General features: G+C 71.7%; 21 protein-coding genes. 11 read left to right on the forward strand and 10 right to left on the reverse strand.

From position 1 onward, the window contains the following. The first annotated feature begins 96 nt into the window (after positions 1-96). The 4 genes from pstS to pstB are packed head-to-tail and all read left to right on the forward strand — an operon-like array spanning position 97 to position 4,210. Positions 97-1,203: a phosphate ABC transporter substrate-binding protein PstS gene (pstS, locus tag OG811_RS08180; protein WP_406073060.1), complete on the forward strand. Its 1,107-nt coding sequence runs from the start codon at positions 97-99 to the stop codon at positions 1,201-1,203. Between the two features lie 39 nt (positions 1,204-1,242). Further along, on the forward strand, positions 1,243-2,334 hold the full coding sequence (gene pstC / locus OG811_RS08185; RefSeq protein WP_406073062.1) for a phosphate ABC transporter permease subunit PstC: 1,092 nt from the start codon (positions 1,243-1,245) through the stop codon (positions 2,332-2,334). After that, a complete protein-coding gene (pstA, locus tag OG811_RS08190) occupies positions 2,331-3,416 on the forward strand; it encodes a phosphate ABC transporter permease PstA (RefSeq protein WP_406073064.1) in 1,086 nt (361 codons plus the stop codon). Before pstC ends, pstA begins: the two co-directional genes overlap by 4 nt. A 17-nt stretch (positions 3,417-3,433) precedes the next feature. Continuing rightward, entirely contained in the window at positions 3,434-4,210 is a 777-nt protein-coding gene (gene pstB, locus OG811_RS08195; RefSeq protein ID WP_406073067.1) for a phosphate ABC transporter ATP-binding protein PstB, read from the forward strand. A 227-nt stretch (positions 4,211-4,437) separates the two neighbouring features. On the opposite strand, the gene OG811_RS08200 is transcribed toward pstB, so the two are convergent. Further along, positions 4,438-5,271 (reverse strand): NUDIX hydrolase, encoded by an 834-nt coding sequence (locus OG811_RS08200; RefSeq protein WP_406073069.1) that lies wholly within the window; start codon positions 5,269-5,271, stop codon positions 4,438-4,440. A 118-nt stretch (positions 5,272-5,389) separates the two neighbouring features. Between OG811_RS08200 and OG811_RS08205 the strand changes: the two genes are divergently transcribed. Next, the gene (locus OG811_RS08205; protein ID WP_406073071.1) at positions 5,390-6,358 is read left to right on the forward strand and encodes a Gfo/Idh/MocA family protein; all 969 of its coding nucleotides are present in this window, start codon (positions 5,390-5,392) and stop codon (positions 6,356-6,358) included. Positions 6,359-6,418: 60 nt separating this feature from the next. Here the strand turns inward: OG811_RS08205 and OG811_RS08210 are convergent, their stop codons facing one another. The 3 genes from OG811_RS08210 to OG811_RS08220 form a co-directional block, all read right to left on the reverse strand. Next, positions 6,419-7,432 (reverse strand): anion permease, encoded by a 1,014-nt coding sequence (locus tag OG811_RS08210; RefSeq protein ID WP_406073073.1) that lies wholly within the window; start codon positions 7,430-7,432, stop codon positions 6,419-6,421. 4 nt (positions 7,433-7,436) lie between these two features. Continuing rightward, complete coding sequence (locus OG811_RS08215) at positions 7,437-8,063, reverse strand: DUF47 domain-containing protein (protein WP_406073075.1); 627 nt, start codon at positions 8,061-8,063, stop codon at positions 7,437-7,439. Between the two features lie 128 nt (positions 8,064-8,191). After that, entirely contained in the window at positions 8,192-9,133 is a 942-nt protein-coding gene (locus tag OG811_RS08220) for a PPK2 family polyphosphate kinase (RefSeq protein WP_406073077.1), read from the reverse strand. A gap of 145 nt (positions 9,134-9,278) precedes the next feature. On the opposite strand from OG811_RS08220, the gene sigJ reads away from it, so the two are divergent. Then, positions 9,279-10,229, forward strand: a complete 951-nt coding sequence (sigJ, locus tag OG811_RS08225; protein ID WP_406073079.1) for an RNA polymerase sigma factor SigJ — start codon at positions 9,279-9,281, stop codon at positions 10,227-10,229. A 15-nt stretch (positions 10,230-10,244) separates the two neighbouring features. Here the strand turns inward: sigJ and OG811_RS08230 are convergent, their stop codons facing one another. Beyond that, complete coding sequence (locus tag OG811_RS08230) at positions 10,245-10,751, reverse strand: DUF402 domain-containing protein (RefSeq protein ID WP_406073081.1); 507 nt, start codon at positions 10,749-10,751, stop codon at positions 10,245-10,247. A 102-nt stretch (positions 10,752-10,853) separates the two neighbouring features. Between OG811_RS08230 and OG811_RS08235 the strand changes: the two genes are divergently transcribed. Beyond that, positions 10,854-13,058: an ATP-dependent DNA helicase gene (locus OG811_RS08235; protein WP_406073083.1), complete on the forward strand. Its 2,205-nt coding sequence runs from the start codon at positions 10,854-10,856 to the stop codon at positions 13,056-13,058. A 12-nt stretch (positions 13,059-13,070) separates the two neighbouring features. On the opposite strand, the gene OG811_RS08240 is transcribed toward OG811_RS08235, so the two are convergent. Further along, positions 13,071-14,369: an AI-2E family transporter gene (locus OG811_RS08240; RefSeq protein WP_406073085.1), complete on the reverse strand. Its 1,299-nt coding sequence runs from the start codon at positions 14,367-14,369 to the stop codon at positions 13,071-13,073. A 159-nt stretch (positions 14,370-14,528) separates the two neighbouring features. On the opposite strand from OG811_RS08240, the gene OG811_RS08245 reads away from it, so the two are divergent. Beyond that, positions 14,529-14,867, forward strand: a complete 339-nt coding sequence (locus OG811_RS08245; RefSeq protein ID WP_272613818.1) for a co-chaperone GroES — start codon at positions 14,529-14,531, stop codon at positions 14,865-14,867. Between the two features lie 93 nt (positions 14,868-14,960). Beyond that, positions 14,961-15,128 (forward strand): hypothetical protein, encoded by a 168-nt coding sequence (locus tag OG811_RS08250; protein ID WP_406073087.1) that lies wholly within the window; start codon positions 14,961-14,963, stop codon positions 15,126-15,128. 61 nt (positions 15,129-15,189) lie between these two features. Here the strand turns inward: OG811_RS08250 and OG811_RS08255 are convergent, their stop codons facing one another. Both OG811_RS08255 and OG811_RS08260 read right to left on the reverse strand, forming a co-directional pair. Beyond that, positions 15,190-16,668: a PrsW family intramembrane metalloprotease gene (locus OG811_RS08255; RefSeq protein WP_406073089.1), complete on the reverse strand. Its 1,479-nt coding sequence runs from the start codon at positions 16,666-16,668 to the stop codon at positions 15,190-15,192. Between the two features lie 55 nt (positions 16,669-16,723). Continuing rightward, on the reverse strand, positions 16,724-17,926 hold the full coding sequence (locus tag OG811_RS08260; RefSeq protein ID WP_406075595.1) for an FUSC family protein: 1,203 nt from the start codon (positions 17,924-17,926) through the stop codon (positions 16,724-16,726). Between the two features lie 136 nt (positions 17,927-18,062). Between OG811_RS08260 and OG811_RS08265 the strand changes: the two genes are divergently transcribed. After that, positions 18,063-18,719, forward strand: coding sequence for a metal-dependent phosphohydrolase (locus tag OG811_RS08265; RefSeq protein ID WP_406073091.1), 657 nt, complete (start codon positions 18,063-18,065; stop codon positions 18,717-18,719). Here the strand turns inward: OG811_RS08265 and OG811_RS08270 are convergent. Then, complete coding sequence (locus tag OG811_RS08270) at positions 18,691-18,996, reverse strand: DUF4031 domain-containing protein (protein WP_406073093.1); 306 nt, start codon at positions 18,994-18,996, stop codon at positions 18,691-18,693. The two genes, OG811_RS08265 and OG811_RS08270, sit on opposite strands and share 29 nt — an antisense overlap. 68 nt (positions 18,997-19,064) lie before the next feature. Here OG811_RS08270 and OG811_RS08275 point away from each other — a divergent pair, with 68 nt between their 5' ends. Next, positions 19,065-20,465 carry an FAD-binding oxidoreductase gene (locus tag OG811_RS08275; RefSeq protein ID WP_406073095.1) on the forward strand — a complete coding sequence of 467 codons (1,401 nt, stop codon included), beginning with the start codon at positions 19,065-19,067 and terminating at the stop codon, positions 20,463-20,465. Positions 20,466-20,486: 21 nt separating this feature from the next. Here the strand turns inward: OG811_RS08275 and OG811_RS08280 are convergent, their stop codons facing one another. Next, positions 20,487-21,017, reverse strand: a complete 531-nt coding sequence (locus OG811_RS08280; RefSeq protein ID WP_406073097.1) for a hypothetical protein — start codon at positions 21,015-21,017, stop codon at positions 20,487-20,489. Positions 21,018-21,069: the final 52 nt, after the last annotated feature.

A 21,069-nucleotide genomic window follows, 5' to 3' on the forward strand; every position in this document is an offset into this window, starting at 1 on the left:
TACCTGGCACTTCTAACTTTCGTGTCAGCCGGTCAGTGCCGGTCCTCGGGCCCCGGGATCGGGGTGCCAAGTCAGACGCGAAGGGAAACCCCTCAGGTGAAGCTCCAGCGGTACGGCACTATTGCCTGCCTCGCTCTTACCGCGACGCTCGGTCTCAGTGCATGCGGCTCGGACAATAACGAGCCCGCCACCGGCGCCAGCGCTTCGGGCTCGGCCGCCGCGGTCGACTGCGCCACCGGAACGCTGAACGCCCAGGGCTCGTCGGCCCAGAAGAACGCCATGGCCGAGTGGATCAAGGCGTACCAGCAGAAGTGCCAGGGCACCACGATCAACTACGAGGCCAGCGGCTCCGGCGCGGGCATCCAGGCGTTCATCGCCGGGACCGCCGACTTCGCCGGCTCCGACTCCGCGCTCAAGCCGGAGGAGCAGCCGCAGGCCGACGCCAAGTGCGTCGGTGGCAAGGCCATCCACCTGCCGATGGTGATCGGCCCGGTGGCCGTGGCCTACAACATCAGTGGCGTGGACAACCTCCAGCTCAAGCCGGCCACCCTGGCGAAGATCTTCGCTGGCAAGGTCACCAAGTGGGACGACGCGGCGATCAAGGCCGACAACCCGGACGCCAAGCTCCCGGCGACCACCATCCAGACCGTCCACCGCTCGGACGAGTCGGGCACCACCGACAACTTCACCAAGTACCTCTCGAAGACCGCCGAGGCGGACTGGACGCTGGGCAACGCCAAGGCCTGGAAGGCCCCGGGCGGCACCGGCGCCAAGGGCTCGGACGGCGTGGCCAGCCGGGTCAAGGGCGCCGACGGCTCCATCGGCTACATGGAGTGGTCGTTCGCCGAGAACGCCGGTCTGAAGATGTCCAAGATCGGTAACGGCAACGGCGAGTTCGCCGCGCTGACCGCCGAGACGGCCGGCAAGACCATCGCCGGTGCCGCAGTCGAGGGCCAGGGCGACGACCTCAAGCTGAAGATCGACTACAACACCAAGGAGGCCGGGGCCTACCCGATCGTCCTGGCGACGTACGAGATCGTCTGCAGCAAGGGCCTCCCGGCCGACAAGCTGAAGCTGGTCAAGGGCCTGCTGGGCCACGCCGCCAGCGCCGAGGGCCAGAACTCGCTGACCGACCTGGGCTACGCCCCGCTGCCGGAGACGGTTCGCGCCAAGGTCGAGACCGCGGTCAAGAACCTCTCCTGACCCCACCCCACCACCTCAGCAACCGAATCGAGCGAGCAGATGGGTGAAACCCCTCACCGCTCGGCCGACGCCGGCACCGGCGGGACGCGCGTGACCCAGAGTCACGAGTGGCCCGCCGGTGCCTCGGCGCGTGTGGCCGAGGCACCAGTCAGCACCCGTTCCCCGGGCGGCATCGGGCTGGGCGGCGGCGGCGCGCTGCCGCGCAGCCGCAAGTTCGGCGCCGAGCGGGCCTTCCGCGGTCTCACCCTGGCCGCCGGCACCGCCGTCCTGGTCATCATCGCCGCCATCGCGATCTTCCTGGTCGCGAAGGCGGTGCCGGCCCTGCGCGCCAACACCGAGAACTTCTGGTCCTACGAGGGCTGGTCCCCCAACGACACGCAACCGAAGTTCGGCATCGGTGCGCTCGCCTTCGGCACCGTGCTCAGCTCGGCGCTCGCGCTGCTGATCGCGGTGCCGGTGGCACTCGGCATCGCGCTCTACCTCTCGCACTACGCGCCGCGCCGGCTGGGCACCGCGCTCGGCTTCCTGGTCGACCTGCTCGCCGCCGTGCCGAGCGTGGTCTTCGGCCTCTGGGGGCGCGACGTCTTCAGCAGCCCGGTCCGGGACTTCTCAGTCTGGCTGAACCAGCACTTCGGCTGGATCCCGCTCTTCGGCGGAGACGGCCCGTTCGGCGCGTCCGTCATGCTGGGCGCCCTGGTGCTCGCGATCATGGTGCTGCCGATCATCACCTCGCTCTCCCGCGAGGTGTTCCTCCAGACGCCGACCGCGAACGAGGAGGCCGCCCTCGCCCTGGGCGCGACCCGCTGGGAGATGCTCCGCACCGCGGTGCTCCCGTACGGCCGTCCCGGCATCATCGCCGCGATGATGCTCGGCCTCGGCCGGGCGCTTGGCGAGACCATCGCCCTGGCGCTCACCCTCGGCATCACGTTCGGCATCTCGTTCAACCTGATCCAGAACGGCGGCAACACCATTGCCGCCAACATCGCCAACGCGTTCGGCGAGGCGAACGAGACCGGCCGGGGCGCGCTGATCGCCTCCGGCCTGGTGCTGTTCACCATCACGCTGATCGTCAACATCACGGCGCGGGCGATCATCTACCGCCGCCGGGAGTTCACGGAGTCGGCCGCATGACCACAACCGTCACCTCCCACCGCACCCGGCCGCAGGCCCAGCCCTCGCTGCGGGCTCGCCGGCTGCCCTGGTACGCCGCACCGGCCATCGCCGTGGCGGCCCTGGCGCTCTCCGCCGTCATCGTCTACGGCACCGACATCGGCGGCCTGGTCCTCGTGGTCGTCCTCGGCGCGATCCTCTACCTGGTCGGGCTCTTCGCCGCCGCCAACGCGGTCGAGGGGCGCCGGTCGGCCCGCAACCGCACCTGGAGCGCGCTGATCCACTCCGCGTTCGTGCTGGCGGTGCTGCCGCTCGTGTCCGTGGTCTGGACGCTGGTCAGCAAGGGCGCCGAGCGGCTGGACGTCAACTTCTTCCAGACCTCGATGAACAACATCGGGGCCCGCGACGCCAACGGCGGCGCCTACCACGCGATCATCGGCACGCTGGAGCAGGTCGGCATCGCCACCCTGATCACCGTGCCGCTCGGCCTCCTCTGCGCCATCTACATCGTCGAGTACGGCCGGGGCAAGTTCGCCTTCACGATCCGGTTCTTCGTGGACGTGATGACCGGCATCCCGTCGATCGTCTCCGGCCTCTTCGTGCTGGCGTTCTGGGTGCTGATCGTTTCGCCGTGGTTCAACGACGGTCGGCCGAGCTTCTCCGGCTTCGCCGCCGCGCTCGCGCTGAGCGTGCTCATGCTCCCCACCATCGTCCGGTCCAGCGAGGAGATGCTCCGCCTCGTCCCGGCGCCGCTGCGCGAGGGCGCCTACGCGCTCGGCGTACCCAAATGGAAGACCATCCTGCGGGTGGTGCTGCCGACGGCGCTGCCCGGCATCGTCACCGGCGTCATGCTCGCCATCGCCCGCGCGGCCGGCGAGACCGCGCCGGTGCTGCTGGTCGCCGGCGGCGGCGCCGCGATCAACATGAACCCCTTCGAGAACAACCAGTCGTCGCTGTCCCTCTTCGTCTACCAGCAGGCCGGTGACGCGTCGAAGTACGCGCCGGCACGGGCGTGGACCGCGGCACTCACCCTGGTCGCCCTCGTGCTCATCCTGACGATCGCGGCGAAGCTGCTGGCCCGTCGCAACCGGCTCAGCCGATGAACCCCGGAGGTACCACCATGGCCAAGCGCGTCGCAGCCTCGAACGTCACCGCCTACTACGGCGGGTTCAAGGCGATCGAGAACATCAACCTGACCGTCGAACCGAAGACGGTCACGGCTCTCATCGGACCGTCCGGATGCGGCAAGTCGACCTTCCTGCGGTCAATCAACCGGATGCACGAGGTGCTGCCGGGTGCCCGGGTCGAGGGCAGCCTGACCATCGACGAGCAGGACATCTACGACCGGGACGTGGACGTCACCGCGGTCCGGCGCATGATCGGCATGGTCTTCCAGCGGCCGAACCCGTTCCCCACCATGAGCATTTTCGAGAACGTGGTGGCCGGGCTGAAGCTCAACGGGGTCCGCAAGAAGTCGATCCTGGAGGAAGCGGCAGAGAAGGCGCTGCGCTCGGCGAACCTGTGGGACGAGGTCAAGGACCGGCTGGGTAAGCCCGGCGCGGGCCTCTCCGGCGGTCAGCAGCAGCGGCTCTGCATCGCCCGTACCATCGCGGTCGAGCCGCAGGTCGTGCTGATGGACGAGCCGTGCTCGGCCCTGGACCCGATCTCCACGCTGGCGATCGAGGACCTGATGTTCCAGCTCAAGGACAAGTTCACGATCATCATCGTGACGCACAACATGCAGCAGGCCGCGCGGGTGTCGGACCGGACCGCCTTCTTCTCGATCGAGAAGACCGGCGACCCGGGCCGGCTGATCGAGTACGACAACACCCAGAAGATCTTCAGCAACCCGAGCGTGAAGAAGACCGAGGACTACATCACCGGCCGCTTCGGCTAAGCCCCTCCCGCCCCCCTCTCCCCTCTCCCCTCTCCCCCCTCCCCCCTCTCCCCCCTCCCCCCGCCGCGCCCCCTCCCCACCCCACACGCCGTCGATCTAGGGAAGATCGCTGTGTTCAAAGATCGACTGACAGCAACAAGCCCTAGATCGACGGGGCGTGGGGGCGGGGAGGGCGGGGGGCGGGGGGAGGCGGGCGCGGGGGGAGGCGGGCGCGGGGGGCGGGGTGGTTAGCCGAGCACGAAGCGGGGCTCGCCGTTGGCCGGGAAGTCCAGGCGCGGGGCGACCGGGGTGGCGGCATCCCGGTCGGCCGCCGTCCGCGCGACTCCGGCCAGGTCGCCGGCCGCCGCCACCTGGGCCAGCGTGACCAGGGTCGGCGGCAGCATGGTCAGCTCCCCCGCCTCGGCCCGGGCCAGCGCGTCCGCCGGCCTGATCCACAACGTGTGGTCGGCTTCGCCGGAGACGTCGCGGGTCCGCTGCCCCGCCGGCAGCAGAGCCACGAAGAAGTACGTGTCGAAGCGGCGCGGCTCGAACTCCGGGGTGATCCACCGGCTCCACGGCAGCAGCAGGTCCGACCGCAGCGTGAGCTGGCGGTCGGCGAGCAGCGTCGCGAAGCCCAGCCGGCGTCCCTCCAGGTCTTGGCGGGCCGCCTCCCAGTCGTCGCCGCTGACGTCGCCCACCACGGTCGCCTGGTCCGGGCCGGCGAGCAGCACACCCGCCTCCTCGAAGACCTCCCGGGCCGCGGCGCAGACCACCGCCTGGGCGGCGTCCGAGGCCACGCCGAGGCGGCCCGCCCACTCGCTCGGCGCCGGGCCGGCCCAGTCCAGGTGTGCCTCGGAGTCGGAGCGGTCCACGCCGCCGCCGGGGAAGGCGTACATCCCGCCGAAGGTCATGGCGGCGACCCGGCGGATGACGTACACCTCGAAGTCGGTGTCGGTCGGGCGCAGCAGCAACACGGTCGCCGCGACCCGCGGCACCGCCGGGGTGCCGCCCTCGGCCCGGAACCGACGGGCGTGCTCGACCAGGGCGGCCGGGGCGGTGAAGCCATCGCTGTCGATCGTCATTCCGCGAGCCTAGTTGCCGAGGACGCGGCGATCGGGGCGCGCCCAGCCGTGATCGGGGCACCATCCCGGCAAGCGGCCGGCTAGCCGGCGATTCACCTGGCTCGGCTAGCGTTTCGGCATGACTCGTTGGGGCATCCTGGCCACCGGCCACATCGCCAGCCGTTTCGCTGAAGACCTCCGGCTGGTGCCGGGCGCCGAGCTGGTCGCGGTCGGCTCCCGTAGCGCTCAGAGCGCGCAGCGCTTCGCCGATACGTACGGCGCGAAGCGCGCGTACGGCTCCTGGGTCGAGTTGGCCGCCGACCCGGAGGTCGACGCGATCTACGTGGCGACCCCGCATTCCGCGCACTACGAGGCGGCGATGACCTGCCTGACCGCCGGACGCGCGGTGCTGCTGGAGAAGCCGTTCACCCTCGATCTGGTCACCAGCACCGATCTGGTGGACACCGCCCGCGCCGCCGGGGTCTTCCTGATGGAGGCCATGTGGATGCGATTGAATCCGCTGATCCTGCGGGCGGCAGAGTTGATCGCGGATGGGGCGATCGGCACGGTGAGCAACGTCCGGGCAGACTTCGGGGTGTCCGGGCCGTTCCTGCCGGAGCACCGGATGCGCAACGCGGCGCTGGGTGGGGGCGCCCTGCTCGACCTGGGGATCTACCCGATCGGCCTGGCTCACCTGTTGCTCGGAGTGCCGCAGCACATCCGGTCCTGGGCGCAGCTCGGCCCGGAGGGGACGGACGAGAACACCGGCATCCTGTTCGGCTACGACACCGGAGCGCTGGCCACGCTGAGCTGCGGCATGGTCGGGTCGAGTGAGCTGTCCGCCTCGATCACCGGCAGCACCGGCCGGATCGACCTGCCGGAGCCGTTCTTCCGTCCCGGTTCGCTGACCCTGCACCGGGCCGGCGCCGAGCCGGAGACGATCGCCGCCGACGGGGTCGGCAACGGCTACCAGTACGAGGCGATCGAGGTGCAGCGCTGCCTGGCCGCCGGGCTGACGGAGAGCCCGATGGTGCCGCACGCGGCAACCCTCGAGGTGATGGCGCTGCTGGACACGGTCCGCGAGCAGATCGGCGTCCGGTACGTCTGAACAGAGAATGCCCCTTGTCAAGGCGAGACCTTGACAAGGGGCCTTTCACAAAAACGGCGGTCAGCCGAAGAGCGGCCGGACCAGCAGGTAGGTGACGCAGGCGATCAGCGCGGCGGCCGGGAATGTGATGATCCAGGCGAGCACGATGTTGCCGGCGACGTTCCAGCGGACCGCGGAGAGCCGTTTGGTCGCGCCCACGCCCATGATCGCCGAGGTGATCGTGTGGGTGGTGGAGATTGGCGCCTTCAGCACCAGGGCGTTGAAGTAGAGCACCGCGCTGGCGACCGTCTCGGCGGCGAAGCCCTCCGGCGGCCCCAGGTCGATGATCTTCCGACCGAGGGTGCGGATGATCCGCCAGCCACCGGCGTACGTGCCGAGAGCCAGCATGGTCGCCGAGGTCCAGAACACCCACCCCGGGATGTGCGTCTTGCTCGTCTGGAAACCACCGGTGTAGAGCGCCAGCACCACGATGCCCATGGTCTTGGCGGCGTCCTGCATGCCGTGGCCGACCGACATGGCCGCCGCCGAGGCGGTCTGCGCCCACCGGAAGCCCCGGTTGAGCTTGCCCGGCTGCCCCTTCCGGAACAGCCAGAGGATGGCCAGCATCAGCAGGTAGCCGAGGATGAGGCCGACGAGCGGTGACAGCACCATCGGCAACAGCACCTTCTCGGTGATGTTGGCCCACTGCACGATGCCACCGGCGGACAGCAGGGTCGCGCCGACCAGGCCACCGAAGAGCGCGTGTGAGGACGACGACGGCAGACCGAAATACCAGGTGATGAGGTTCCAGGCGATCGCGCCGAGCACCCCGGCGAAGACCACCCCGAGGCTGCTCACCCCGGTGGGGAGCGTGACCAGGTTGTCGCCGACGGTCTTGGCCACCCCGGCGCCGAAGTGTGCGCCGACGAAGTTGCCGACCGCGGCGAGCCCGAGGGCGATCCGGGGGGTCAACGCCCGGGTGGAGACACTTGTCGCGATCGCGTTGGCAGCGTCGTGAAAGCCGTTGGTGTAGTCGAACGCCAAGGCGACCGCGATCACCGCCAGTACGGCGATGAGTTCGGGAGACGGAGACACCGGCTCAGGACTCCTTGACGGCGATGGTCTCGACGGTGTTGGCCACGTGCTCGAAGGCGTCGCAGGCGGCCTCCAGCTCGTCGGCGACCTCCTTCATCTTCAGCACCGTCAACGCGTCGTACTCGCCGGAGAAGAGGCGGACGAGCAACTGCCGGTTGATCCGGTCGCCCTCGTTCTCCAGCCGGTTGCACTCGATCCAGTAGTCCTCGAGATCCTTCATCGACTTCAGCCGGGGCATCGCGTCGGCGGTCAGCTTGGCCTGCTGGTCGAGAACGTTCACCATCTCGTGCAGCTCGCGGGGCAGCGCCGGAAGCTCGGTCAGCCCGTACAGGTAGAGCAGGTCGCCGACCGCTTCCAGGTGGTCCATCACGTCGTCCAGCAGCGAGCCGAGCCGGTAGATGTCCTCGCGGTCGAACGGGGTGATGAAGGTCGAGTTGATCTTCTTGAACAAGTCGTGGGTGATCTGGTCGCTGTCGTGCTCGACCTCGGTCAGCCGCTCGCTGACGGACTGCACGTCGACGCCGGGCAGGGCCAGCTCGTTGAGTAGCGCGGTGCCCCGGACCAGGTTCTGCGCGGCCCTGGTGAAGAGCTCATAGAAGGCGCCCTCGGTGGGGCGGAAGGAAAACTTCACAGCACAGACCTCGTCGCGTCGGTGGGAGGGTGGCGGCACCCGTCGGGCGCCCGCTCGGTGAATGCTAGGAAACGACAGAACCGTGAATTCGCCGGCCCACCCCTGGCCAGACGTCATTCACCACTCGTTCACCTGCTGTTCATCTCGGGCGTCCCACCCGCAACCGCTCCCTCAGCACACAACCGCTCCCGCTCGTGCGCCACGTCGAAATCGGCAGCCGGATACCCCAGATCGAGGGTGTCGAACGTCTCACGCAGCAGCTGGGCCACCGCCCAGTCCCGATACCACTTACGGTCCGCCGGCACCACGAACCAGGGCGCGGCGTCCGTGCTGCACCGGCTGAGGGCCTCGGCGTACGCGGCCTGGTAGTCGTCCCAGTGAGCCCGGGAGTCCACGTCGGAGGGGTTGTACTTCCAGTGCTTGTTCGGGTCGGTGAGCCGTTCCAGCAGGCGCTTGCCCTGCTCGGCGTACGAGATGTGCAGCATCACCTTGATCACGGTCACGGCGTCCCCGGTCAACTCCCGCTCGAACGAGTTGATTTCGTCATAGCGAGCCCGCCAGGTCGCCTCCGGCACCAGCGCGCCGACCCGGGCGATCAACACGTCCTCGTAGTGCGAGCGGTTGAACATTCCCACGTACCCCGGCGGCGGCAGCTCCCGACGGATCCGCCAGAGGAAGTCGTGCCGCAACTCCTGGGGACTCGGCGGCCCGAACGAACGGATGTGCAGGCCCAGCGGATTCATCGCGCCGGCCACCCGCTTGATCGTGCCGTCCTTGCCACCGCAGTCCATCGCCTGGAGCACCAGCAGCACCCGGCGCGTCGGCCTCTTTGACCCGGTCTTGGCCATCGCGAACAGCATCTCCTGCCGCCGGCCCAGCTCGCCGCCGACCAGCTCCACCTGCTCTCGTGCCCAGGCCTTACGGTGCTCTCCGCGCCCGGCTGTCCTCGGCAGGCCAGGCGTGGACCGTGGGTCGATCGCGCCGAGATCCACCGGTGCCGTGATCCGCAGCAACTCCCGCACGGAGCCGCCGTCCGGCGCCACGATCTGCCCTTGCTGGGGTGCGCTCATCCACGGATCATCGCTCACCCGCAGGCCTTCCGCCCGTCGAGGGTCGCCCGAGCCTCGACAGGCCGTCCGGCCCAGGGCTGCCAGCGCGTCCAGTCGGCGCAAGGATGTACGCCAGGACGGTGTCGACCGGGGAGGGTGGTGCGTCGTGCGGGACCTGGCGACGGAGTTCGAGGCCGAGCGGGGGCGGCTGCTCGCGGGGGCCTACCGGATGCTGGGCAGCCGCAGCGAGGCGGAGGACGCGGTGCAGGAGACCTGGCTGCGCTACGCCGGGGCGCTCGCCGACCCGACGGCCCGCGCCGAGGTCCGCGAGCTGTCCGCGTGGCTGACCACCACCTGCGCCCGGATCTGCCTGGACGTGCTGCGCTCGGCCCGGGTGCGGCGGGAGGCGTACCCGGGGCAGTGGCTGCCAGAACCGGTGGTGACTCCGTTGGACGACGGTTACGCGCCCGACCCGGCGGAGCGGGCGGTTCGCACCGACGAGGTCGGTACGGCGCTGCTGGTGGTGCTGGAGCGGCTCGCACCGGAGCAGCGGGTCGCCCTCGTGCTGCACGACGTGTTCGCGGTGCCGTTCGCCCGCGTCGCCGACGTGCTCGGCACCACTGCGGTGGCCGCCCGGCAGCTCGCCTCCCGGGCACGCCGGGCGGTCACCGCGCCGGACGTACCCCGGCACACCGCCGACCCGGCCGAGCAGCGCCGGGTGCTCGAAGCGTTCGTCGCCGCCACCGAGTCCGGCGAGCTGGACCAACTGCTCCAGGTGCTCGCGCCGGACGTGGTCTTCGTCGGCGACTCGGGCGGGCATTTCCCCTCAGCCCGCCGGCCGGTGCTCGGCGCGGACGCCGTGGGTCGGTTCACGCTCGGCCTGTTCGGCCGGGCGGGCCGGTACGCCGACCGGGTGCTGGCCCGGGTCGTGCTCGTCGACGGCGTGCTCGGCCTTCAGATGGAGACGGTGCACAGCGACGGGCGGCCGATCCGCCTGGTCACCGCCTTCGCGGTGGACCAGGGCCGGGTCACCGCCATTTACAACCAGCTCAATCCGGAGAAGCTGGCCGACGTGCCGCCGCTCGGTGCGGGCGCCGGCTGGCCACCGCGCTGGTGAGCCGGGCGCGCGGCGTCAGACCACCAGTGCCAACCACTTGCGGTACGTGGTGGCGAACGGCTCGGTGCCGTCCCCGAGCACCCCGAACAGCCGGCGGGCCGCGGCTTCGGCCTCGACCACCACGTCGTCCGGGTAGCCGAACCGGGCCCGGTGCTCGGCGAACTCGTCCTCGTCGAGCAGCTCCACCAGGCCGGTGACCCGACGCCGGACAACGTCCAGGTCCAGGTCGATCAGGTGGACGGTGTCCTCGGATTCCCAGCGGGCCGGGGTGGCGATGTCGCAGTAGACCTCGCTGGTGCGGGGTGGCGGGTTGAACATGGCCGTCCACCAGGCACGGTGTGGCACCAGCAGCACGAACGGAATCTTCTCCACCGACGGCCGGCCGTGGTAGACCGATTCGGTGCCCTCGGGCACGCCGAGCCAGACGCCGAGGTCGTCCTCGGTGAGGCGGCGGGCCGGGTAGTCGCGGTGGGCGCTGCCGTCGTACTTGCGGTAGATCACTCGGACCACGTCGCTCGGCATGATTCGCACCCTAACCGATCCTGCCCACGCGTCGTAGTGCGGCCGTAACGGGACGGCATCGACCACACCGACCGGCATCGCCGGCATCGCGCCACGCGGCGGATGGGCGCGGTCGGTGTCGGCGGCGCCGGGTACCGTCGCACGGTGACTCCGCCCCGCACCGCCACCGGTTCCGCCACCCCGTCGGCCCGTGCCAAGGGCCGGCGGCGGGGTGCCCGGCCCAGTGGCACGGAGCTGCTGGCGGCGGCGGTCGGCGCGGTCCCCGGTGGTGCGGAACGCCCCGGCCAGCAGCAGATGACCACAGCGATCGAGGAGTGCGTGGCCGGCGGCGAGCATCTGCTCGTGCAGGCGGGCACCGGCACCGGCAAGTCGCTGGCCTACCTCGCGCCGGCGCTCACCGTGGACGGCCCGGTGGTGGTCTCCACCGCCACCCTGGCGTTGCAGTCCCAGCTGGTCGACCACGATCTGCCCCGGCTGGCCGACGCGGTCGAGCCGATGCTCGGGCGTCGGCCCACCTTTGCGGTGCTCAAGGGCCGCCACCACTATCTCTGCCTTGCCCGCCTGGACAACTCCACCGAGGAAGAGCCGGAGGACACCCTCTTCGACGCCCCGGCGACCCGCCCCGGCGGCGGGACGAAGTGGCTCGGTGAGGCGGGCCGGTTGGGTAAGCAGGTCGAGCGGCTGCGCGACTGGGCCGAGCGGACGGCCACCGGCGACCGGGACGAGCTGGACCCAGGCGTCGACGATCAGGCCTGGCGGCTGGTGTCGATGCCGGCCCGGGAGTGCGTCGGGGCGACCCGCTGCCCGTTCGGTCAGGAGTGCTTCGCCGAGGCGTCCCGTGCGCGGGCCCGGGAGGCCGACATCGTGGTGACCAACCACAGCCTGCTCGCGGTCGACATGCTCGCCGACCGGCACATCGTGCCGCCGCACAAGCTGCTCATCGTCGACGAGGCGCACGAGCTGGCCGACCGGGTCTCCTCGGCGGCTCAGGCGGAGTTGGTGCCGGAGCTGATCGACCGGTCCACCCGGCGGGCCCGCCCCCTGCTGCGGCCGGAGACCGCCGAGGCGCTCACCGCCGCCGGTGACGCCCTCGCGGTCGGGCTGGCCGAGGCACCGGCCGGGCGTATCACCGCCGGGCTGCCGACGCCGTTGCGGGAGGCGTGCACGCTGCTCGACGCCGCCACCCGCAGCGCCCTGGACTCGATCGGCGACATCAAGTCCGACGACCCCGACCCGGTCCGCAAGCAGCAGGCCAAGGCCGCGTTGGACGAGCTCTCCACCACCGCGCAGCGGCTGTTGGAGGAGGCCGACCACGACGTGGCGTGGGTGGAGAAGAACGACAGCGGCAGCCGCCGGGCACTGGTGGTCGCGCCGCTGTCAGTGGCCGGCACCCTCGCCACCCACCTGTACGACGAACGCACCGTCGTCGCCACCTCGGCGACCTTGGCGCTGGGCGGCCGGTTCGACACGGTGGCCCGTGCCCTCGGGCTGGACGCGCCGCCGCCCGCCCCGCCGACCCCCGCCGCAGCCGCACTGGCCGCCCGCACCGGCCCTGGCCGCCCGGCCGCCGAGACGCCGGGCCGTCGGCTCGCCGGCGACGTCACCCCGAGTGCCGTCGTACCGGCGACCGAAGGCCCCGGTTGGCGGTCACTCGACGTGGGTTCGCCGTTCGACTACGCCCGGCAGGGCATTCTGTACGTCGCCGCGCACCTGCCCCGACCCAGCGTCTCCGGGCTGCCCGACGCTGCCGGGGAGGAGCTGCTCGGGCTGGTCGAGGCGCTCGGTGGTCGTACTCTCGGGCTCTTCTCCTCCCGACGGGCCGCGCAGCAGGCGGCGGACCTGCTGCGCGCGCGGACCGACCTGCCGGTGCTGCTGCAGGGCGAGGAGGCGTTGCCGCTGCTGGTCCGCCGGTTCCGTGCGGAGCGCGCCAGCTGCCTGTTCGGGGTGATGTCGCTCTGGCAGGGGGTGGATGTGCCGGGTGACGCCTGCCAGCTCGTGGTCATCGACCGGCTGCCCTTCCCGCGCCCGGACGAGCCGCTGGCGGCTGCCCGCGCCGCGGCTGTGGACTCGGGCGGCGGCTCCGGCTTCGCTGCGGTCAGCGTGCCGATCGCGGCGGTGCGGCTGGCTCAGGGCGTGGGCCGGCTGATCCGGGCGAGCGGCGACCGGGGCGTGGTCGCGGTGCTCGACTCACGATTGGAGACGGCCCGAGGCTACGGGCCGTTCCTGCGCCGCTCGCTGCCACCGTTCTGGTACACCACCCGCCCCGAGGTGGCCCGGGGTGCCTTGGAGCGCCTCGCCAAGTCCTGACCGGCGGGTTGGTCAGGGGGCCTGCGAGGCGACGACCACGGCGTCGGGCGGGGTGTCCGGGACCCGTCGGGCGGCAAGCCGGCGGACCGCGGTGTTCAGCACCGCGATGAGCGGCACCGAGACGAGCGCGCCGGTGATGCCGGCGAGGACGACACCGGCGGCGATGCCGATGATCACCGCGAGCGGGTGGAGAGCGACCGCCCGTCCCATGATCAGCGGTTGAAGGATGTGGCCCTCCACCTGCTGCACACCGATCACCGCTCCGAGGATGATCAACGCGGTGACCGGGCCGCTGTCGACCAGCGCCACCAGCACCGCCACACCGCCGGAGAGCGCCGCACCGACGATCGGGATGAACGCGCCGAGGAAGACCAGCGCGGCCAGTGGGAAGGCGAACGGGACATCGAAGATGACCAGGAAGATGCCGATGCCGACCGCGTCGATGAAGGCGACCAGCACGGTCGCGCGGACGTACGCGCCGAGCGTGTGCCAGGAGGCGCGGCCGGCGTCGTCGACCTTCCACCGGGCGGCGACCGGCAGCAGCCGGACCAGGAAGCGCCAGATGCGATTGCCGTCGCGTAGGAAGAAGAACGTCGCGAAGAGCACCAGCAGCGTGCCCGTCAGCACCTCGGCCAGCGTGGCGGCGGTGCTCAGCGCGCCGCTGGTGAAGTTGGAGGTGTTGTCGTTGATCCAGGCCTGCGCCTCGTCGATGTAGCGGTTGAGCTGGGTGTCCGAGAGGTGCAGCGGGCCCGTCTTCAGCCAGTTCTGGATCTGCCGGACACCCTCCGACGACTTCTGGCTCAGCTCCGGCACACCGCGAATGAACTCGTTGACCACCAGCGTCAGCGTGCCGATCACCGCGGCCAGGCCACCGACCAGCACCACCGCCGTCGCCATCGAACGGGGCAGTCGGACCCGCAGCAGCCAGCCCACCGCCGGCGCGAGCAGCGCAGAGAGCAGCAACGCGATGGCCAGCGGAATGATCACGATCTTGATCGTGCCGACGATCCTGAGCAGTGCCCAGGCCACCACGCCGATCACGATCAGGCGCCAGCACCACGCGGCGGCGATCCGCAGCCCGTGCGGGACATCAGCGTCGTCCCGGCTGGAGGTCGAGTTGTGCAGGTCCACCGGAGGTTCCGAGCCGACGACCGAGGCGCTCGGCGGCGCGGCCGGCCCCGGCACGGCCGGCGACGCCACCTGGGCCGCCTCCGACACGTCACTCGACGTGCCCCCGTCGGTGCTCGCCGACTCCTGTCGCAACTGGTAGGCGCGGCGGAGCCGCCCGCGTACCCACTCGAAGCGGCTCAAGCGCACCTCCTGGCAGAGAAACCGGTCCGCCCACAACGACAGGTCGGACAGCATACGTTCGTTCCCGACACCGTAGGGCAGTTCCGCTACACAATGCCCCGACCACTTCGGCGTAACCACCAGCGGGCCCGCCAGCGGCGGCACGGTAGCGTCTGCGGCGTGACCGCCGACAACGATCTCGACGCCGGCCTGCCGATCCGACTGCTGCACGACCGCGTGCTGGTGCGGATGGAGGGCAGCGAGGGCGAACGACGCTCCACCGCCGGCATCGTCATCCCGGCGACCGCGGCGGTCGGCAAGCGCCTCGCCTGGGCCACCGCAGTCGGGGTGGGGCCGAGCGTCCGCGCCATCGTCTCCGGCGACCGGGTGCTCTTCGACCCGGACGACCGCTCCGAGGTCGAGCTGCACGGCCGCGGGTACGTGCTGCTGCGGGAGCGGGACGTGCACGCCGTGGCCGCCGAGCGGATCGAGAACGACCCCACTGGCCTCTATCTCTGACGCACCTCCCCCGGCCACCAGGCCCCGCCGCGCACCGTTTGCCTGGCCGCACGACGGGAAGCCATCCGGCGACCGTGGCCCTGGGGAGGGACGATGCCGGTATTCGTTAAGAAGTTGTTGACCTGGGGCAGTGTCGCGTTCCTGATCTACTTCGTGGCCTTCCGGCCGAACGGCGCCGCGCAGATGTTCAAGACGATCGGGACAGGCCTGATGGCGATGTTCCAGGGCCTCGGTGACTTCCTCACCACCCTGATGACCTGAGCCGCCCTGATCACCCGAACCGCCCTGATCACCTGAGCCGCCAGCCCGGGGCCGCACCTCATCAGGGGCGACCCGGCGGCCAGGGCGCTGCCGGTCGCGGGACGGGCCAGCCAGACGGGGCGTACCCCACCGGGGGCGGAGCAGGGGCCAGCACCACCGGGATCGGCACCACGGGCTCGTCCGGCGCGTCCACCGGACGCTGCGTACCGTCGGGGAAGCGCAGGTGGTAGCGGCTACCGTCCCAGACCCCCGCCGGGGCCTGCGGGTCCCGACCGACGAAGAACGACCGGTACGCGCTGATCGCGTCCAGCAGCTCCCGCTCCTCACGGGCGGTCCGCTCCTGCTCGGCCGGCTTGCGGTCCAGGCCGCGCAGCGACCCGTCGCGCAGCAGGGCCAGCCGGGTGGCGGCGAATTGGTATCCGCGCATCGCCCGTACCCCGGCGTCGCCGGCCACCCGCCGGGCCCAACTGCGGGCCGCGTGCCGCCGGCCGAGGCTGCTCAGCGCGGCCACCTCGGGCGGGCTCAGCCAGCCGGCGCGTACGTAGGCCGGCAACGTCCGCTCGGTGAGCCGCCCCTCCCAGGCGCGCAGCCACACCGCCAGCCCCACCATGCCGAAGAAGACCGGCACCATCAGGCCCAGGAAGCCGTACAGCATGATCACCGCTTCGCCGGTGGCCTGGGTCAGCGTGGGCAGCAGGTTCCACGTGCCGTGCAGCATCATCGCCAGCAGCAGGCCGCCGATCGGGGCGAGCACTCGGACCCGCCGGTCGGCCGTCCGAGCCGCGATGCCCAGTCCCACACCGGTCATCGAGGTGAAAAGCGGGTGGGCGAACCCGAACAGCAGGATCCGGACGATGAAGATCGCGATGACCTGCTGCGTGCCGGTCGCCGGGCCGTACCGTTCGGCGCCGGTCGCATAGCCGTATCCGCCCAGGTAGAGGATGTTCTCCACCATGGCGAAGCCGACCGCGGAGAGCCCGCAGTAGACCAGGCCGTCGGTGATCCCGGACCACTCACGGCGGCGGAACACCAGCAGCAGGATCGGGCCCAGGGCCTTGGTCAGCTCCTCGATGAACGGCGCCACCAGCACCCCGGTGAGCGCGGACGGCAGGCTCCAGTCGGCGAAGCGGTTGGCCGCGAAGTCGTTGACCGTGAGCGAGGCGGCGGTGGAGACGAACGCCCCCCAGGCAAAGCAGAAGATCAGATACTTCAGCGGCTCCGGTTCGTAGCGGTCCAGCCAGAGGAAGCAGGCGACCAGCACCGGCACCGGCAGGATGGCGGCGACCACCCCGATCAGCAGGGCCCGCACACCGAGCGACTGGCCGAGCGTGAAGACCATGAACACCGCGCAGGCGGCGATGAACAGCACCACCCCGGCCAGCACCAGGAACCGTCGCCAGCCCAGTCGGCGCAGCGGCATCCGGGGTGCCTCGCCGACGGACGGGGCCGTGGGTGGGGGCGACGACGGCAGCGGTGAACCGGGCGGGGTGTCGGCCATGCGGTCAGCGTAGCCATCCGTTGCCGGCCGGTCCGGTCGCATCGGTCGACCTGCGCACGCTCGACGTGCTGAGGGCCCGACCGCTGGTGGCCCCCGCTCAGCCGACCGGCGGGGCGGTGGGTGGCTTCAACGCCTCGCCGGGCTCGGCCGGCTCACCGACCGGCCGTTCCTGCTCGCCGAAGGCGGTGCGGATACACCGGTTCGCCTCCTCCTGCTCGATCCCGGAGGCCACCAGCAGGTCGCTCGCGGTGGTCCGGATCTGGGCGATCACCACATTGCCGGAGAAGCCGACCCCGGCGCCGTACGCCCGGCCGGCCTCGCTGACCGCCCGCAGCGACCGCTCCCGGGACTTCTCCGGCTCCTCGCCGGCGGCGAACTCGTGCTTGAGCAGCCGGACCGACTCGGCGAGGTGGCCGATGGCGTCCGGCATCGGATCGGGCACCGGCTCCTCGTCCTCGAGCAACGTGACGGACCGGCGGATCAGCGTGCCGGTGTTGCGCATCGCCCGGTCGATCGGGTCGGCCGCCTCCGCGTAGTGGACCAGCTCGTCGCGCCGGTGCCAGCGGGCCGGGGAGAGGATGGCGGTCTCCTTCGCGCCCTCGACGGCCTCGGTCAACGTGGCCAGCTCCCCCTTGTTGTTGCGCAGCCGGTCCAGCGCCAACTGGATGCCGGCGCGGTCCCGTTTGCGCAGTCCGTCGGCGGTGGCGTCGAGCTGGGCGGCGAGCAGGTCCAGCGCCGGCCGGGCGGCTCGGTTGATCACCCGGAGCGGGTTCAGGGGCAGCAGCACCGCCGTCACCAGCAGCGCGATCCCACCGCCGAGGAGCGCGTCGATGAAGCGCGGGATCTCCAGATCCTTGGTGACGGGACTCAGCGTGACGATCAGCACCGCGGTGGCCGCCGCCTGGATGACGATGGCCACGCTGGCCCCGGCGAAGATCGAGAACAGAATCGCCACGGTGACCACCAGGCCGAGCTGCCACGCCCCGGTCCCGAGCAGGTAGATCAGAAAATCGCCGACGGCCACCCCGATCCCCACCCCGATGATCAGTTCCACGGTCCGGCGGAACCGCTGGCCGACCGACGCGGCCAGGGTGCCGACCGCGGAAATCGGCGCGAAGACGGGCTGCGGGTTGCCGAGGTACCTGTGCGAGATCAGGTACGCCAACGCGGCGGCCAGCCCGGCCTGCACGGCCAGCCCTCCGGCCATCCGCAGCCGGTGCAGCCGGTCGTGCAGGGTCGCCCGGCCGCGCTGCCGCAGCTCCTCGGTGGCCTCGGCGATCCGGGCGCCGTCGACGTCCACGAGCCCCTCACGCAGCGCCGTACGCCGCACCAGCGGAGATCGTTTGTCCCGGGCCACGGCCATGGGCGCGACTACCCATGGCAGGCTCGCTGAATCCTCCCGCCCGCGCTGCGGCCGGATGCGGCAGACTCGGGCGGTGGCCGATTTGCTGGACCAGTGGCGGGTGGCGGCCCGGGGTGCCGGTGCGAGGCCGGACGCGAGGTGGACCAGGGCCGGGAAGCTGCTGCTCGCCCGGTGGCGGGAGCCGCACCGGCACTACCACACGGTGGCCCACCTGACGGCGGTGCTCGACGTGGTGGACCGTCACGCCGAGCTGACCGACCAGGCCAACCAGGTCCGGCTGGCGGCCTGGTGGCACGACGCGGTCTACGACCCGCGGGCCGCCGGCGACACCAACGAACGGGACAGCGCCGCGCTGGCCGAGAGCGTGCTCACCGGGCTCGGGGTGCCGGCGCCCGCGGTGGCCGAGGTGCGCCGGTTGGTGCTGCTCACCGCCGGCCACGCGGTGGCGCCGGGCGACCTGGGCGGCGCCCTGCTCTGCGACGCGGACCTCGCCGTGCTGGCCACGCCGCCGGCCACCTACGAGCGTTATGCGGCGGCCATCCGGCGGGAGTACGCCCATGTGCCGGAGCCGGTCTTCCGGGCCGGACGGGCCTCGGTGCTCACCGGGCTGCTGGAGCTGCCCGCGCTGTTCCGGCTACCGCAGCTGGCCAGCCGCTGGGAGGAGCCCGCCCGCGACAACGTGCGCCGCGAGCTGGCCACGCTCACCGGGTCGTCGGCGGGCGCGGACTGACCAGGTGCCGAGGCGGGCTGACCAGGTGCTTCGGGCGGCGCAAGCCGGCGTCGCGGAGCAACCGGACCAGCTCCCGGCTCGGCAACACCTGGGCACCGAGCCACACCGCCGCCGCGAACCGGTCGGCCGGAATGTCGTAGTGGTCCCGGTCGAAGCCGCGCCGGGGAGCGCCCAGCGCCTCCGCGAAGGCGTGCAGCTCTGCGTGGGAGACGTCGCTGATCAGGTGCGACCAGAGCCGACCGCGCCACGGCCAGGCAGGCCGGTCCAGGTAGAGCATGGTGCCCAAGCTATCCCGCGGAGTCGATCATGTTGATGATCGCCGGCCGGCGACCTAGCCTCGGCTGCATGGCCCCCACCACTCTCCTCGACGACCTGCGCGCCGCGCTCGGTGACGACGCCGTGCTCACCGACCCGGACCTGCTGCGCGTGCACCAGCGGGACGAGGCCGACCTCTGCGCCGCCGGCACCCCGCTGGTGGTGACCCGCCCACGCACCACCGAGCAGGTGGTCGCCGTGGTCCGGGCGGCGGCGCGGCACGGCGTACCGGTGGTGCCGCAGGGCGCGCGGACCGGGCTGGCCGGCGCGGCGAACGCGGTGGACGGCGCGGTGGTGCTCAGCACCGTCGCGATGGCCGAGATCCGGGAGATCGACCCGGTGAGCCGGATCGCGGTGGTTCAGCCGGGGGTGGTCAACGCGGCTCTGGCCGGTGCGGTCGCCAAGCAGGGGCTCTGGTACCCGCCGGACCCCGGCTCCTGGGAGTCCTCCACGATCGGCGGCAACGTGGCCACCAACGCGGGCGGCATGTGCTGCGTGAAGTACGGCGTGACCACCGAGTACGTGCTCGGCCTGGAGGTGGTGCTCGCCTCCGGTGAGGTGCTGCGCACCGGCCGGCGTACGGCCAAGGGGGTGGCTGGCTACGACCTGACCCGGCTCTTCGTCGGCTCGGAGGGCACCCTCGGGGTGATCACCGAAGTGACCGTGGCGCTGCGGCCCGCACCGGCCGACTCGTTGACCCTGGTGGCGGTCTTCCCGTCCACTGCGGCGGCCGGCGCGGCGGTGGCCGACATCGCGGCGCGTGGGCTCACTCCCAGCCTGCTGGAGCTGCTCGACCAGACCCACCTGCGGGCGATCGAGGCGTACCAGCCGATGGGGCTGCGGACCGACGCCCAGGCCCTGCTGCTGGCCGCTGCGGACACCGGCACCCGGGCGGCGGACGACCTGGCCGACCTGGCCGAGGTGTGCGAGGCGGCCGGCGCCGACGAGGTCTACGCGGCCACCGACGGGGTGGAGGCGTCGGCGCTCCTACAGGCCCGCCGGCTGGCCCACCCGGCGATGGAGAAGTTCGCCGCCGACGCCTACCCGGGCGGCAACGGCGGTCTGGTGATCGACGATGTGGCGGTGCCGCGCGGCTCGCTCGCCGCCCTGCTGGACGGGGTGGCCCGGATCGCGGCGGAGTGCGAGGTGCCGATCGGCGTGGTGGGGCACGCCGGGGACGGCAACATGCACCCGAACATCGTCGTCGACCGGGCCGACCCGGCGAGCGTGGAGCGGGGCCGGCGGGCGTTCGACGAGATCATGCGACTCGGCCTGGACCTGGGCGGGACGTGCACCGGAGAGCACGGGGTCGGGCTGCTCAAGCGGGACTGGCTGGCCCGGGAGATCGGGCCGGTCGGCGTCCGGGTGCACCAGGCGATCAAGTCGGCTCTGGACCCGGCTGGCCTGCTCAACCCCGGCAAGGTGCTCTGACCTGCGCGCCGGTGCGGCGGCTCAGCCGATGATCTCGGCCGGGGTCGCCTGGGTGAGCAGCAGCAGGATCTCCCCGGCGACCGGCGTGCGTTCCTCACCTGGGCAGTCCTGCGAGGTGACCAGCCCGGTCGAGGTGAGCAGGCTGGACGTCAGCGCGTCGATGCAGGTGGTTCGGTATCTCCGGGCCTGATCTGTCTCGGTGGCCAGCGCCGGGTCCGCGAGCAGCACCTGGAGCCGTTCGGTGAGTTCCGGCGCGAGGGTGCCCCGGGAGGTGACGCCGTCGCCGGCGCAGTCGAGGCACTGCCACGCGCCGTTCCGCTCGACACTCAGGGTGCGCAGCGGGCCGTCGGCGCCGAGCCGCTGAAGCAGGCTGACCTGGCCTGCGGCAACGGTGGTGGGGATCTCCAGCTGCGTTCCGCCACCCGCCGCGCCAGCGGTCGGTTGCACCACCGATATGCCCCCCGCGTCCCGGTCGAACAGCGAACACCCGGTCAGGGCACCGACGAGCGCGGCGGCAAGGAGGGGTACGAGTAGACGAGGGCGGGAGAGCACGCGCGGAAACCTACCCCACCGTAGGTAGCATCCGAAACCACCATCCGGGTCG

The sequence above is a fragment of the Micromonospora sp. NBC_01638 genome, from assembly GCF_045209745.1.
Classification (GTDB): Bacteria; Actinomycetota; Actinomycetes; order Mycobacteriales; family Micromonosporaceae; genus Micromonospora.

What these genes read in the sequence shown, in the direction of transcription:
- pstC (WP_406073062.1), top strand. Translation starts at nt 1,243, where the DNA reads ATGGGTGAAACCCCTCACCGCTCGGCCGACGCCGGCACCGGCGGGACG.
- pstA (WP_406073064.1), top strand. Translation starts at nt 2,331, where the DNA reads ATGACCACAACCGTCACCTCCCACCGCACCCGGCCGCAGGCCCAGCCC.
- pstB (WP_406073067.1), top strand. Translation starts at nt 3,434, where the DNA reads ATGGCCAAGCGCGTCGCAGCCTCGAACGTCACCGCCTACTACGGCGGG.
- OG811_RS08200 (WP_406073069.1), bottom strand. Translation starts at nt 5,271, where the DNA reads ATGACGATCGACAGCGATGGCTTCACCGCCCCGGCCGCCCTGGTCGAG.
- OG811_RS08205 (WP_406073071.1), top strand. Translation starts at nt 5,390, where the DNA reads ATGACTCGTTGGGGCATCCTGGCCACCGGCCACATCGCCAGCCGTTTC.
- OG811_RS08220 (WP_406073077.1), bottom strand. Translation starts at nt 9,133, where the DNA reads ATGAGCGCACCCCAGCAAGGGCAGATCGTGGCGCCGGACGGCGGCTCC.
- OG811_RS08230 (WP_406073081.1), bottom strand. Translation starts at nt 10,751, where the DNA reads ATGCCGAGCGACGTGGTCCGAGTGATCTACCGCAAGTACGACGGCAGC.
- OG811_RS08235 (WP_406073083.1), top strand. Translation starts at nt 10,854, where the DNA reads ATGGGCGCGGTCGGTGTCGGCGGCGCCGGGTACCGTCGCACGGTGACT.
- OG811_RS08250 (WP_406073087.1), top strand. Translation starts at nt 14,961, where the DNA reads ATGCCGGTATTCGTTAAGAAGTTGTTGACCTGGGGCAGTGTCGCGTTC.
- OG811_RS08255 (WP_406073089.1), bottom strand. Translation starts at nt 16,668, where the DNA reads ATGCGACCGGACCGGCCGGCAACGGATGGCTACGCTGACCGCATGGCC.
- OG811_RS08270 (WP_406073093.1), bottom strand. Translation starts at nt 18,996, where the DNA reads ATGCTCTACCTGGACCGGCCTGCCTGGCCGTGGCGCGGTCGGCTCTGG.
- OG811_RS08275 (WP_406073095.1), top strand. Translation starts at nt 19,065, where the DNA reads ATGGCCCCCACCACTCTCCTCGACGACCTGCGCGCCGCGCTCGGTGAC.